Source organism: Synergistes jonesii (assembly GCF_000712295.1).
GTDB classification, from domain to species: domain Bacteria; phylum Synergistota; class Synergistia; order Synergistales; family Synergistaceae; genus Synergistes; species Synergistes jonesii.
This window is the reverse complement of record NZ_JMKI01000008.1, coordinates 32,870-46,761: the sequence shown is the minus strand read 5'-3', so window position 1 is coordinate 46,761 and position 13,892 is coordinate 32,870. Positions and strand designations below refer to the sequence as shown.

Below are 13,892 nucleotides of genomic sequence, written 5' to 3'. Positions count from 1 at the left end.
TGCGGAGTTCCGTCCTTATTTTTTTCTTATAAGCCGCGGCATGCTTTCGGATGTGCTGAGAACTATGTAGGTCACTGTAATCAGATCTATCTTGACGAAATCCATCAGCATTTTTTTGATATCCTCCATCGATTTGAATACCGCCTCGACGATGAAGTCGGTCTCTCCAGTTACTTCATAGGTGCGCGCTATGCCGCCGCTGATGCTGATGACCCTGTGGCACTGTTCTTCGGAGACGGGGCGCGCGGGATTCTGCCTTATTATTACGAGGGCCCTTATCGGGTATCCGATGTTCGCGTAGTTTATCACCGGCCTGTAGCCGCAGATTATATCGTCCTCTTCCATCTGCCTTACGCGGTCCCGCACCGCGGTGCCGGTGAGACCGACCTTTCTCCCTATTTCCGTGAAGGTGGCTCTCGCGTTCCCAAAGAGCTCTTCAAGTATTTTTACGTTTGTCTCGTCCGGCGTCTGCATTGATACCCTTCCTTTCTCAGTCAGATAATTTGCAGGATATTGTACCAAAAATCATCGGAAATCCAAAAATAAAAACTGAAGCGAATTCGCCCGTTTACTTCTATTTCTCAAGCAAAAAGCGCAAAGTAAAAAGACTCTGAGCTTTGCATTTTGGCGAAGCTCTGTAAAATTATAGCTGTAAAAGATAATAAAACAAAGGAGGAAGTAAAAATGGAACTGAGATTAAGGACGCCGATCGAAATTAGAAGCTGCCGCTATGAGCAGGACCTTCGCGAAAGCAGGGTGCGGAACGGATACGAGAGCGCCGCGGCGGAGTACTCCGAGAGCGACGTCAGGAAAGCCGAGAGCTTCAGCCGCGCGCTGCTCCTCTCTCTGAGCGTCGCGCTGGCGGCGGCGCTTGTCGCGTCAAAGCTCCTCGGATAAAGGGCGGCGGCAGGTCTTGCGAAAAGAAACCGCCCCCTTTCGACACAGAGTAGCAGGAAAATCTAAAGAAAGTGAAAGCAGCATCGTGAGGGCGGGGCACCTTGATTGAGCCCCGCCCTTGTCGATTCGAAGCAAGCTTCGGCTTAACTCCTCCCCTCCAGCTCCATAAGGAAGCGCGCGGAAGTACTGCGCGTAGCCGTTGTTGCCGAATATGTCGGCCTTTTCAAAATTTGTCGTTTTACCGCGCGTTGGGATATTCGTATTTTTAAAAAAGTATATAGTACAAATACGAACTCTTTGTATTATAATATACCGAGTTACACAGAAATTGGAGTGTTCCTTATGAAAAAGATTTTTGTGCTGCCGCTCCTTGCATTGCTGCTCTGCGCGGCGCCCTCTTTCGCCGCTTGGTCTCCGCAGAACGGCGAATACTGGATCAGAATCAATAAAGAGAAGCTGAAGCTGACGCTTTACCGCGGCGGGGAGACGGTGAAGAGCTGGCCGGTGTCGATCGGCCGCGGGCTCGGCAAGGTCAAGACGTCGCGCATGGACCTCATCACACCGACCGGGACCTTCACCATCTACCGCGTGATACAGGACGCCAGCAAGCTCATATACGATCCCGCGTGGTTCAACGAAGAGGGGGAGCCCTCCGATGGAGTTTACGGCTCGAAGCTGATATCCTTCTACAACAAATGGCAGATAGCGATACACGGCACGAACAACCCCGGCTCCGTCGGGCGCAGGGCGACGCACGGCTGCATCCGCCTGAAGAACAGGGATATCAACGAGCTCGTCACTTACGTCAAGCCGAAGATGAAGCTGGTGATCGTCGAAGGGGACGGCATCCCCTTCTCGAAGGAGACGATCTGATGAGCAGGGCCTTTATCAAAGAAGACGACGGCGAGCGCGGCAACGCCGTGGCCGACATACAGTTCCGCGAGGCGAAGGTCGAATGGCTGAAGATTCAGGAAAAGAAGCTCGACACGCTGCTCAACGACCCGAAATCGAAAAGGATCAAGCCGGAGACTCTCGATCGCTGGATCAAGGAAACGAGGGCTGATATAGAGAAGACTAAAAAAGAACTCGGCTATGAAAAATAAAAAGCTTATGATCGCCGCCGCGTGCAGCAGTGCTGCTTACAGCGCATTCGCCGCGGCGTTTTTGATTGGAATTTTTCTTATCCAGGCGGGCGCTTCACCGGCCGAGGAAGGCGCTGTGGCGGCGTTTTTTCGATAACGCCAACAAGCGCTTGCCGGTCGACGCGCGGAGAGGAGCGCGATCGATGCGGCTCCCCCCTCCGGCGGAACGATGAGGCCGCCCAAGCGGAACAAATACAACAGACCTTCTGATTCAGACAAGGGAGCGCGCGCTGAGGCGGGAAAATGAAGGCGGCGCTCCTTCGTGCCTTTCGCCCGCTGAAATGCGCCGCCTCGCCTCCGCGCCGATTAGCGCGCAATTCTTTCGTGCCCTGACGCGGCGTCAAGCTTTTTGTGATAACGCCGGCGTATGTTAGAATGGACGGAGGCAAATTTTGCGAAGGCTGCGGAGAGGAGCTGACAGGCGGCGCCATGTTGACGCAGAGTAACAAAAAGTATGAGATAGACATGTGCAAAGGCCTTATACTGCCGAAGATGCTGCTTTTCGCGATCCCGCTGGTCTTTTCTGGAGTGCTGCAGCTGCTCTTCAACACGGCGGACGTCGTCGTCGTGGGGCGCTTCGCTGGAGACAATTCTCTCGCCGCGGTCGGCTCCAACGGTTCGCTGGTAGGTATGCTTACGAACCTTTTCATCGGGCTCTCGATAGGGACCAACGTGCTGGCCGCGCGCTATTACGGAGCCAAGGATGAAGAGGAGCTCAAACGCACCGTCCACACGTCGATGCTCCTCGGGCTCGGCGGCGGCCTTATCTTGATGGTCGTCGGCATGTCCTGCGCGCGCAGCCTGCTCATCCTGATGCGGACTCCGGAGGAGGTGCTCGGGCTTGCTACGCTCTACCTCGTCATTTATTTTCTCAGCATGCCGGCGCTGATGGTCTACAACTTCGGCAGCGCCGTGCTGCGCGCGGTGGGGGACACGAGGCGCCCCCTCTTTTATCTTGTCGCCGCCGGGGCGGTCAACGTGCTTTTGAATCTTTTCTTCGTCATCAACCTGCGCCTCGACGTCGCCGGTGTGGCGATAGCGACCGTCATATCGCAGTGCGTTTCCGCGCTGCTCGTCGTGCGCTGCCTGCTGCGCGAGAAGGGCGCGATCCGCCTCGTGCCCTCCGAGCTGAAGGTGAGCCCCGACAAGTTGATCCAGATAATGAAGATAGGCGTTCCGGCCGGGCTGCAGGGCGTCGTCTTTTCCATATCGAACGTGGTGATCCAGTCGTCGGTGAATTCCTTCGGCGCCGTCGTGATGGCGGGGAATTCGGCCGCTATGAACATAGAGCTTTACGTTTATTTCGCGCAGAACGCTTTTTATCAGGCGATTCTCTCCTTCACGAGCCAGAACTACGGAGCTGGGCGCATCGGAAGGATTTACAAGGTGCTGAAGCGCGGACTGCTCTGCAGCGTGACCGTCGGCGGGGTAATGGGCGCGCTCTGCATCATTTTTGGCAGGACGCTGCTCGGTATATATTCGACGAGCGAAAATGTGATAGAGGCCGGCATGTCGCGTATCTGGATACTCTGCGGCACCTATACGCTCTGCGGCGTTATGGACGATATGGTCGGCGCGATCCGCGGCGTCGGCTACTCGGTGCTGCCTATGACCGTTTCGCTGATCGGCTCCTGCGTGCTGCGCATCGCCTGGGTCGCGGCCGCCTTCCAGATCGACGCCTTCCGCAGCGTCACGACGGTCTATCTTTCTTATCCCGTCTCCTGGATGCTTACGGCCGGCGCCCACGTGCTCTGCTTCAGATGGATCGCGCGGCACAAGCTTTTGCCGCACAAATTGCAGCGGTAGCTCGGCGCGTGCTTCTGCGCAACGTCCGTCGTCACGATTTCGTAAAAGGAGGCCGATTTTTTTGGAGAACGCAAACGTCCTTATAGTTTTTGTTTCCGCGATACTGCTCTTCTGCATCGCCTTCAGCCGTCTTATCACTAAGGCCGGCATCCCCGTCCTCGTCTTTTTCATTTTTGCCGGCATGATAATGGGCTCAGAGGGCGCTGGCGGAATTTATTTCGACAACGCCAGCGCAGCGAGCTCGATAGGGAATTTCGCGCTCTGCTATATCATTTTTGCCGGAGGCATGGCGACGAGTTGGAAGTCGGCGAGAGAGGTGTTGCTGCCTGGCGCGCTGCTCTCGACGGCCGGCGTGATGATAACGGCCATTCTCGTCGGCGTTGCGGCACATTTCCTTCTCGGGCTCACTCTTATGCAAGGGCTTTTGCTGGGCTCCGTCGTTTCCTGCACGGACGCGGCCTCGGTCTTTTCCATACTGCGCTCCAACAACATGAACCTAAAAGCGCCGCTTGCGCCGCTGCTCGAGCTTGAGAGCAGCAGCAACGACCCCGCGGCCTACATGCTGACGATAACGATAATCAGCCTTATGAAGTCCGACGGCGGCGGCTTTTTTGGATACGCGCTGATGTTCGTGATGCAACTCGCTGTAGGCGCCGGGCTCGGCTTCGCCTTCGGCTTTGCCGGAGCGCTGCTTATAAACCGCATCAGGCTCAACAGCGACGGCCTTTATCCCGTCGTCGCGGCGACGATCGCCTCGTTCGTCTTCGCGGCGGTGCAGCTTATGCGCGGCAACGGGCTGCTCGGCGTCTACATCGCGGCGATGGTCATGGGAAACGTCAAGCTCGTCCATAAGACGTCGCTTGTGCGCTTCTTCGACGGCTTTTCGTGGCTGATGCAGATACTCGTGTTCGTGACGCTCGGCCTTCTCGTATTTCCCTCGCAGCTGCGCGCGGTCTGGCTGCCGGCGCTTGTCATGTCCGCCGCGCTGATGTTCCTGATCCGCCCGGCGGCGGTCTTCATAACGCTCTCCGGCTTCAAATATCCGCTGAAGGCGAAACTCTTCGTCTCGTGGGTCGGGCTGCGCGGGGCGTCGTCGATAGTATTTGCGACCTACGCTCTGACGGAGGGGATTCAGAACGCGGACACGATCTTCAACATGGTCTTTTTCATCTCCCTGACCTCGGTCATCATACAGGGCTCGATGCTGACGCCCGTCGCGTCGATGCTCGGACAGCTCGACAAGGAGGACAAGACCCTCGTCTCGCGCAGCTTTACCGACTACGAGGAGGATATACAGGGCACTCTCTACGAGCTGCGCGTGGTAAGGGGCTCGAAAGCGGTAGGGATGGCGGTCAGCGATATGAAATTCCCCGAGAGCGTGCGCATAATGCTTATAAAGCGCGGCGAGAGCACTATAGCGCCGACGGGAAAGACGCTGATCAAAGAGGGGGACACGCTTATGGTCACAACCGGGAAGACCGAAGCGCTGCTCGCGCTGAAGGAGCGCCTCGCGCTGGTTTAGGCCGCCGGTCGGAAAATCTCCCGCGGCGCGTTTTTCGTCGCGTGAGGAAACGGTTTATTTTATTTATGGCTTCTAAATTTTATTTCCCGTGTCATTTCCCCCAATCTACGAGCTTGCCGGGGTTTAAAATGTTCTGCGGGTCGAAGGCGAGCTTCACCCTTTTTATGAGCTCTATCTGCGCGTCGTCAAGGAAGAATTTCATATAGCCCCTGCGCTTGTAGCCTATGCCGTGCTCCCCTGATAAGGTGCCGCCCATCTTTATCAGCTTCGCATAGATGCGCTGCTGCGCGGCGTGCAGGCGGTCGTGCCAGTTGTCGCATTCGGGGCAGACTATCGTGCAGTGCATGTTTCCGTCGCCGGCGTGCCCGTAGGTTATATATTCAAGGCCGTAGGGTTCGGTTTCGCCGCGCAACATTTCCAGCAGCTTCGGCACCGAGGCGGTCGGGACGACGAGGTCCTCCTTCGTGTAGCGGCTGTAGAAGGCGGAGAGGGCCTCAGGCACGCCTTTGCGCGCCTGCCAGATGCGCTCCTTCGTGCTGCGCGTGTCGGCGACGTAGACCTCGTAGGCGCCGTGCCTCTGCGACAGTTTGCCTATCGCTTCGAACTGCTCTTCGAGGCGCTCCTCGTCGTTGCCCTCGAGCTGGATTATCAGAGCCGCGCCGGCGTCTCCCGCCGGCACGCTGGCGTTCAGATATTTTTCAACGAGCTTCAGCGCCTTGTCGTCCATGAATTCAACGGACGCCGGTATCAATCCGCCCTCGGTCACGATGCGCGGGACGAAATTTATAGCGCTCCGCGCGTCGGGGAAGGCCGCAAGAAGGTCGACCGAATGGCGCGGCAGAGGCAGGAGCTTCAGCACAGCTTTGGTTATCACGGCGAGTATCCCTTCGGAGCCGGCCATAAGGTGCACGAAGTCCAGCCCCGTGACGTCCTTGCGCCTTTTGCCGCCGAACCACGTCACGCTGCCGTCCGCGAGTACTGCTTCCAGCGCGAGCAGCTGAGCCCCTGTCGCTCCGTATTTTATCACCTTGTTGCCGCCGGCGTTTTCCGCGATGTTGCCCCCGATGAAGGAGGCGTCGCCGCTGCACGGGTCCCCGGCGTACAGCAGATCGTGACGTGAGGCCATCCTGCTTATCTCGGCGGTGACGACGCCGGGCTCGACGGTTATCGTAAGGTTGTCCTCGTCGAGCTCTATTATGCGGTTCATCTTCTCGAAGCTCATCACGATGCCGCCGAAAACGGGAAGAGCTCCGCTCGACAGCCCCGTTCCGGCGCCGCGCGGCGTCACCGGTATCCTTTCGTCGTGCGCTATTTTCATGATTTCCGAGACGTGCTGCGTGCTTTCCGGGAATACGAGGAGCTCGGCTATATATTTTCTGCCGTAGTTGCTCTGCGGCACTTCGTCGTGAGAATAGCTTTCAAGCTTTTCTTCGTCGGTGCTGACGTTGTTTGCGCCTATTTTTTTTCTTATTTCCTCCGCGATTTCCGCGGTTATTTTATTGTATGAAAAGAGATCGGTCATTTTCTTTCCTCCGAAAGCAGCTATCGCCTATAATATCATATTATTGCGGGAGGCGATAAGATGACGGAGAAGATTATACACGGAGTTTCTCTCGCCGGCGAGGAAGACATTTATCTTTTCCGCGAGGGCACGCACAGGAGGATATACGAGTTTCTCGGCGCGCACCTCGCGAAGCACGAAGGCGCGTCTGGGACGCTCTTCGCCGTTTGGGCGCCGGCCGCGGCCGCGGCCTTCATTATGGGAGACTTCAATTCGTGGCGCCGCGAAAGCCATCCGCTCTCTCCGCGCTGGGATTCCTCAGGGATTTGGGAAGGCTTCGTGCCGAACGTCGCGGAGGGCTGCCGCTATAAATTCGTGATAAGGACGGCCTCCGGCGATCTCATTGAAAAAAGCGACCCCTTGGCTTTCGCGTCGGAGAAGATGCCGGCTACGGCGTCCGTCGTCGCCTCTCCTTCGTATGAGTGGCGCGACGCCGAATGGATGATGATGCGCGCCGCCAAGAACTCGGTCGACGCGCCCCAGTCGATATACGAGATGCACGCCGGTTCGTGGCGGAGAAGGGCGGACGATTCTTTTTTATCGTGGCGGGAGTTGGCGGAACAGCTGCCGGATTATCTCGCCGCGAACGGCTTCACTCACGTTGAATTCATGCCCGTGATGGAGCATCCCTTTTACGGCTCGTGGGGCTACCAGACGACGGGATATTTTGCGCCGACTTCGCGCTACGGAAGCCCCGAGGAGCTCATGTGCCTCATCGACGCGCTGCACAGGCGCGGCGTCGGCGTGATTCTCGACTGGGTGCCGTCGCACTTCCCGACGGATTCGTTCGGGCTCTACAGATTCGACGGCACGGCCCTCTACGAGCACGAGGACGGCCGCCGCGGCTTCCATCCCGACTGGAAGAGCGCTATATTCAACTACGGACGCAGCGAGGTGCGCTGCTTTCTGATATCCTCGGCCCACTACTGGCTGGAGCGCTATCACGCCGACGGCATACGGGTCGACGCCGTCGCTTCGATGCTCTATCTCGATTATTCGCGCCGCGGCGGCGAATGGCTGCCCAATAGATACGGCGGCAAGGAAAACCTCGAAGCGATAGACTTCCTGCACGAGCTCAACAGCGCGCTTTACGAAGATTTTGAAGGAATATCGGTCACCGCGGAGGAGTCGACGTCGTGGCCGGCCGTCACTAAGCCCGTGTGGCTCGGCGGTTTGGGCTTCGGCTATAAATGGAACATGGGCTGGATGAACGACTTTATCTCGTACATCTCGCAGGATCCCGTCTACAGAAAATATGCGCACGACAAGCTCACGTTCGGCATGTGGTACGCCTACTCGGAAAATTTCGTGCTGCCCTTTTCGCACGACGAGGTCGTCTACGGCAAGCGCTCCCTCTTCGAGAAGATGCCCGGCGACGAATGGCAGAAGGCCGCTAATCTGCGCCTCGCGCTCGGCTGGATGCTCTGCCATCCGGGCAAAAAGCTGCTCTTCATGGGCGGCGAGTTCGGGCAGAGCCGCGAATGGTGCCACGACAGGGCGCTTGACTGGCAGCAGCTCGGGGACGCGCGCCACGCGGGCATTGCCAAATGGTTTTCCGACGCAAACAATTTTTACAAAGCTCACGCGGCGTTGTGGCGGTTCGACCAGCGGCCGGAGGGCTTCGAGTGGATCGACTGCAGCGACAGAGACTCCGGAGTGGTATCATTTATACGCCGCGGCGAAAGCGAAGGGGAGCTTATCGTCGCCGCCGCGAATTTTACGCCGGTCGTGCGCGTCGGCTACAGAATCGGGCTGCCGCGCGGAGGCTTCTGGCGCGAGGCGCTGAACAGCGACGCGGAAATCTACGGAGGCTCCGGCTGCGGCAACATGGGCGGAGTGCGGGCGGAAAAAGTTCCCTTCCACGGCAGGGATTATTCGGCGGAGATGACGCTGCCGCCGCTCGGCTTTCTGATATTTGTGAGCGGCGAAGCGGAAACAATATCCGAACAGGAGGAAAAATAGATGGCGACAAAGAAAAAGTTTCCCAACGGCCGCATGGCTTCGATAAAGATGTCTGGCGGCATACGCGAGATTTTGACGCGCGCCGGCGAGATGGAGGAGGAGGGGAGGAGCATAATCCATATGGAGATAGGCCGGCCGGATTTCGATTCGCCTAAGTGCGCGAAGGACGCGGCGATAAAGGCGATCGAAGAGGGCAACGTCCATTACACGGACATGGCGGGGGCCTACGACCTTCGCTGTGCGGTCGCCGAGAAATACCGCCGCGAGAACGGTATGGACGTCGACGCCGATAAAAATGTCGTTATCACGAACGGTGCGATGGAAGCCCTTACAGCCTCCTTTCTGACGCTCTTCGAGCCGGGGGACGAGGTCATCGTCCCCGCCCCCTACTTCTCGGCCTACGCCGACGAGATAGCGATATCGAACGCGAAGCTCGTCGCCGTGCCTACGAAGATGGAGAACGGCTTCCGTGTCCGTGTCGACGATATCGCCGCCGCGATCACGCCGAAGACCTCGGCCGTCCTTTTAAATTCGCCCAACAACCCGAGCGGCGCCGTGCTCACTAAAGAGGATCTCGAAGAGATCGCCGCCGTGGCCGTAGAAAGAGACATCTGGGTAATCTCCGACGAATGCTATGAAAAATTCGTCTACGACGGCGGGCACGTCAGCATCGCGAGCCTGCCCGGCATGGCCGAGCGCACAGTCACGATCTCGGCCGCGTCGAAGACGTGGTCGATGACGGGCTGGCGCATCGGCTGGGTCGTTGCCCCCGAGGATATGCGCCCGTACGTGAACAAGTGCCACCAGAATCTTACGACCTGCGCCAACTCCTTCGCTCAGGCCGGCGTAGTCGAGGCCTTCGCGGGCGCGGACGCCGACGTCGAAGCGATGATAGCGGAGTACCGCCGCCGCCGCGATATGGTAGTCAGATGGCTGAACGATATAAAAGGCTTCGAAGCCGCGACGCCGGCCGGGGCGTTCTACGCCTTCCCGAAGATCGCGGCGCTCGGCATGGACGGCTTTAAATTCTGCTCGTGGCTGCTTGAGGAAGCCGGAGTTTCGACCGTCCCCGGCGAAGTCTTCGGGATGCCTGGGCACATCCGCATCGCCTACTGCCGCGCTTACGATTACGTTGAAGAAGGGCTTGCGAGAATCAAAAAGGCCGTCGAGAGCCTGTAAAAATCTTTCTTTGGCCGAAGCGCCGAAGGGGAGCGCCGCGCTCCTTTCGGCGCCTGTTTCTTGTCCTACGACAGCAGGTCCCAGAGGATTTTGAGCATCAGCAGCGCAAGCACGCAGAGCATCATCGGGCGGATGAACTTCGAGCCTTTCGTCAGAGCCATATGGGCGCCGGCGAAATTCCCCGCTATGCCGCAGAGCGCGGCGGGAAGAGCGATGCCGTACAAAATATTTCCCGCGGCCGCGAAAGTGATCGCCGACGCGGCGTTGGAGGCGAGATTTAAAATTTTCGCGTTGCCCGACGCCGTCCTCAGGTCGAAGCCCATCAGGGCGGAGAAGGCCATTATCGCGAAGGTCCCTGTGCCGGGGCCGAAGACTCCGTCGTAAAAGCCTATCAGAAGCCCGATCGCCAGCGAAAGCGCGTCGGCTTTGCCGCGCCCGAGCGAACGCGAGCGGTCCTCGTCGCCCATCTCCCTCTTAAGTAATATTATCGCCGCCGCGCAGGGTAGAATGGTCAGCACCATCGTCTTTATAACGTGCTCCGGCAGCACGAGGGCGGTCATCGAGCCGCCCACGGAACCGATGAAGGAGCCGGCCGCGGCCACGAGGGCCGCGCGCAGCCTTACGGCCCCGCCGCGCCAGAATTTCATTACGGAAAAGACGCCGCCGCAGAAGCCGGAAAATTTATTACAGCCGAGCGCGAGGTGTGCCGGCATGCCCGTGAAGAAGTACGCCGGAAGCGAAATGAGCCCTCCGCCTCCGGCCGACGCGTCTACGAAGCCCGCGACGAAGACGAGAAAGCAGAGAAAGATCAGAGAGAGCTTCGATATTTCAAAAAATCCGTTCATAAAGGCAACGACCTCGCAAAATCACTAATTCAAACTGCGAATATTATAATATAATCTAACAGATGAAAACGCCGAAATGTTAAACTATGAAAAGAAGGGTGGCTTTTTCATGGGCTACGGCGCGGTAACGGAAAAAATAATCTTGGAGCTCGCGGAGATAGCGGGCGCCTCCCACGTCTGGACGACGGAGGAGAAGCGCGAAGCCTGTTCGCGCGACGAGACGACGACCCTCAGGCCGGAGGAGCGCTTCATGCCGGACGTCGTCGTCGCTCCCTCGTCGGCCCGCGAAGTGTCGGAGATTTTGCAAACCGCGAACAAATACAAGATTCCCGTCACGCCGCGCGGCGGCGGCACGGGGCTCTCTGGCGGCGCCCTCGCGCTGCGCGGCGGCATCGTGATATCGGACGAGAGGCTCAACCGCATAATAGAGATAGACGAAGAGAATATGGCCGTCGTGACGGAGCCCGGCGTGATAACGAGCGAAATAAACGCCGCGGCGGCGGAGAAGGGGCTCGCCTATACCGGCTATCCGATGAGCGTGCTCTCTTGCCACATAGGCGGCAACGTCGCCGAAAACGCCGGGGGCGGCAATGCGGTCAAGTACGGCGTAACGATGCGCTACGTGCTGGGGCTGGAGGTCGTGCTGCCGACGGGCGAGATACTGACGCTCGGAGGCAAGCTGATGAAGGACGTCTCCGGCTACTCGCTGAAGGAGCTCTTCGTCGGCTCCGAGGGCACGCTCGGCTACGTCACGAAGATAATCCTGCGCCTTCAGCCTCTGATGAGAAACCGCGCGGCGCTGCTCGCGCTCTTTGCCGACACGGCGGGCGCGATCGCGGCCGTGCCGCGTATGATGGCGCGCGGAGGGCTCATCCCGTCGTCGATAGAGTACATAGATGCGTACTGCTACGTCAAAGCCTGCGAATTTCTGAACGAGGAGCTGCCTACGGAAGGCGTCGGCGCGGTGCTGCTCGTCGAAGTGGACGGGAGCGACCAGGACGCGCTCGACAACGATATCGAACGCGCCGGCGAACTGCTGAAGGCAGGCGGCGCGTCGGAGATATACGTCGCGGACACGCGCTTCACGCGCGAAAGGATATGGGCCGTCCGCAGGAACATCGACGAGGCCCTGCGCGTGACGGACCCCGTGCAGACAGACGAGGACATAGTCGTGCCGATATCCAAGATCCCCGACATAGCGCGCGGCCTCAAAGAAATGGAGCGCCGCTTCGGCGTCCGCGCGGCTAACTTCGGTCACGCCGGAGACGGCAACCTACATCCGACCTTTCTGAAGCCGACCGATATGATGATGGAGCGCTGGCAGAGCGTTGAGACGGAGATAGAGTGGGAGCTCTTCCGGATGACGGCCGAGCTCGGCGGCGTGATAAGCGGCGAGCACGGGATAGGCAGCAAGCGCAAAAAATATTTCGCAGAGCTCTGCCCCCGCGAAAATCTTGAACTTATGAAGAAGATAAAGAAGGCGCTGGATCCGAACAACATCATGAACCCGGGAAAAATATTCGATTTATAAAATGCGGCGGAAGTGAAAGGAGGAAAAAATCTCCGGCCGCGTCAATTATAAACAAAATCCAATACGAAAGGAATCTGCTGAAATGGCAAAAAAAGAGAGTTACACATCGGCGCAGGTCATGCACTTTTTGATCCCATCCCTCATCGGCGCGCTCGTGTTCCTGCTGCCCATACCGATGAAGGGCAGCCTCAACACGATCTTGGGCATCGTCATCGACTGGGGCAAGGCGGTATTGAAGCCGGTCCTGCCGGGCATCGCGATGGTCCTCGTCGTGATATCCGCGCTCGTTTCGCTCTGGGCGACGGTCGCGAAGCCGGAAAAAATAGTTAAGGATCCGTTCTGGGGGGGACTGCTGATAGTCAAACCATTCTGGCTTATTTCCCGCCTGCTCGGCGCGGCGCTTTACATCCTGATATACTTCAAGATCGGCCCTGAAGTCATATGGAACATGGACAACGGCGGGACGCCCGGCATCCTGCTGGCGCCGGCGCTGCTCGTCATATTCATCGTCCTGGCCGGGGTCGTGCCTCTGCTCACAGACTACGGGCTCATGGAATACGTCGGCACCTACGCGCGTCCGATCATGAAGCCGCTCTTCAGGCTCCCCGGGCGCGCCGCGGTCGACTGCCTCGCGTCGTGGGTCGGAAGCTGCTCCGTCGCGGTCGTCATAACGACTAAGGTGCACGACGAGGGCTATTACTCGGACAGGGAAGCCTCGATAATCACGACGGCATTCTCGGTAATCAGCATCGCCTACATCTACGTAATGGCCGATTTCGTCGGCCTGCCGAACATGTACTTCCAGATCATGGCCGCAATTTACGCGGTGACATTTATTCTTGCGCTAATCATGCCGCGCATCTGGCCGCTTTCGTCTATGCCCGACACCTTCTCCGGCAAGGCCGGCAAGCGCCGCGTCGGCGACGACATCCCCGAAGGCTATTCGCTCGGCGACTGGGCCCTAAGGCTAGCGGTCGAGCGCTCGGCGAAGCAGACGGCCTCCATGACGATCGATTCCGGAGTCAAGACCTTCGTCTCGCTCGTCGTCAGCACGATGCCGCTCGTAGTATCTTGGGGGACTATCGTTTTGATCATCGCCAACAACACGCCAGTCTTCCAGATACTCTCGGCGCCGTTCGCCTGGTGCCTGCAGCTCATGAAGATACCCGAGGCGAAGGAAGTCGCTCCGGCCTTCATCCTCGCGTACGCCGACCAGTTCCTCGCGGCGGTCGTCGGCTCGGGGCGCACGGCGGTGGCCGCGAAATTCATGTGCGCCTGCATCTCCGGCACCGGCCTCATCTACATGACCGAAGTCGGAGTGCTTATCCTTCAGTCTTCGATTCCCCTTTCCTTCTGGAAGCTGACGGGAATCTATGTCATAAGGGCCGTGCTCAGCGTCTTCCTGCTCGCGCCCTTCGCCTGGCTTTTCTGCTGAGAAGCCCTAAAC

The 13,892-nt window shown here is 58.4% G+C and carries 13 protein-coding genes; 10 read left to right on the top strand and 3 right to left on the bottom strand.

From position 1 onward, the window contains the following. Window positions 1-15 precede the first annotated feature (15 nt). Window positions 16-474: an Lrp/AsnC family transcriptional regulator gene (locus EH55_RS03170; protein ID WP_051682597.1), complete on the bottom strand. Its 459-nt coding sequence runs from the start codon at window positions 472-474 to the stop codon at window positions 16-18. Window positions 475-684: 210 nt separating this feature from the next. On the opposite strand from EH55_RS03170, the gene EH55_RS03165 reads away from it, so the two are divergent. The 6 genes from EH55_RS03165 (at window position 685) to EH55_RS03145 (ending at window position 5,367) form a co-directional block, all read left to right on the top strand. Next, window positions 685-897: a hypothetical protein gene (locus EH55_RS03165; protein ID WP_037974692.1), complete on the top strand. Its 213-nt coding sequence runs from the start codon at window positions 685-687 to the stop codon at window positions 895-897. 342 nt (window positions 898-1,239) lie between these two features. Beyond that, a complete protein-coding gene (locus EH55_RS03160; protein WP_051682596.1) occupies window positions 1,240-1,770 on the top strand; it encodes a L,D-transpeptidase in 531 nt (176 codons plus the stop codon). Beyond that, a complete protein-coding gene (locus tag EH55_RS03155; RefSeq protein WP_037974690.1) occupies window positions 1,770-2,000 on the top strand; it encodes a hypothetical protein in 231 nt (76 codons plus the stop codon). Before EH55_RS03160 ends, EH55_RS03155 begins: the two co-directional genes overlap by 1 nt. After that, window positions 1,990-2,136 carry a hypothetical protein gene (locus EH55_RS14380; RefSeq protein WP_160170720.1) on the top strand — a complete coding sequence of 49 codons (147 nt, stop codon included), beginning with the start codon at window positions 1,990-1,992 and terminating at the stop codon, window positions 2,134-2,136. The genes EH55_RS03155 and EH55_RS14380 overlap by 11 nt, the downstream gene beginning before the upstream one ends. A 278-nt stretch (window positions 2,137-2,414) precedes the next feature. Then, window positions 2,415-3,845, top strand: coding sequence for an MATE family efflux transporter (locus EH55_RS03150; RefSeq protein ID WP_236617061.1), 1,431 nt, complete (start codon window positions 2,415-2,417; stop codon window positions 3,843-3,845). A gap of 61 nt (window positions 3,846-3,906) precedes the next feature. Continuing rightward, window positions 3,907-5,367: a potassium/proton antiporter gene (locus EH55_RS03145; RefSeq protein WP_037974688.1), complete on the top strand. Its 1,461-nt coding sequence runs from the start codon at window positions 3,907-3,909 to the stop codon at window positions 5,365-5,367. Window positions 5,368-5,458: 91 nt separating this feature from the next. Here EH55_RS03145 and EH55_RS03140 read toward each other — a convergent pair whose 3' ends face one another. After that, window positions 5,459-6,889, bottom strand: coding sequence for an FAD-binding oxidoreductase (locus tag EH55_RS03140; protein WP_037974687.1), 1,431 nt, complete (start codon window positions 6,887-6,889; stop codon window positions 5,459-5,461). A 60-nt stretch (window positions 6,890-6,949) separates the two neighbouring features. Here EH55_RS03140 and glgB point away from each other — a divergent pair, with 60 nt between their 5' ends. Continuing rightward, window positions 6,950-8,890: a 1,4-alpha-glucan branching protein GlgB gene (gene glgB, locus EH55_RS03135; RefSeq protein WP_037974686.1), complete on the top strand. Its 1,941-nt coding sequence runs from the start codon at window positions 6,950-6,952 to the stop codon at window positions 8,888-8,890. Further along, the gene (locus tag EH55_RS03130) at window positions 8,891-10,069 is read left to right on the top strand and encodes a pyridoxal phosphate-dependent aminotransferase (protein ID WP_037974685.1); all 1,179 of its coding nucleotides are present in this window, start codon (window positions 8,891-8,893) and stop codon (window positions 10,067-10,069) included. A 65-nt stretch (window positions 10,070-10,134) separates the two neighbouring features. Here the strand turns inward: EH55_RS03130 and EH55_RS03125 are convergent, their stop codons facing one another. Further along, window positions 10,135-10,914 carry a sulfite exporter TauE/SafE family protein gene (locus EH55_RS03125; protein WP_037974682.1) on the bottom strand — a complete coding sequence of 260 codons (780 nt, stop codon included), beginning with the start codon at window positions 10,912-10,914 and terminating at the stop codon, window positions 10,135-10,137. Window positions 10,915-10,990: 76 nt separating this feature from the next. On the opposite strand from EH55_RS03125, the gene EH55_RS03120 reads away from it, so the two are divergent. Both EH55_RS03120 and EH55_RS03115 read left to right on the top strand, forming a co-directional pair. Beyond that, window positions 10,991-12,445, top strand: coding sequence for an FAD-binding oxidoreductase (locus EH55_RS03120; protein WP_236617060.1), 1,455 nt, complete (start codon window positions 10,991-10,993; stop codon window positions 12,443-12,445). A gap of 82 nt (window positions 12,446-12,527) precedes the next feature. Continuing rightward, complete coding sequence (locus tag EH55_RS03115) at window positions 12,528-13,880, top strand: YjiH family protein (protein WP_037974676.1); 1,353 nt, start codon at window positions 12,528-12,530, stop codon at window positions 13,878-13,880. Window positions 13,881-13,892: the final 12 nt, after the last annotated feature.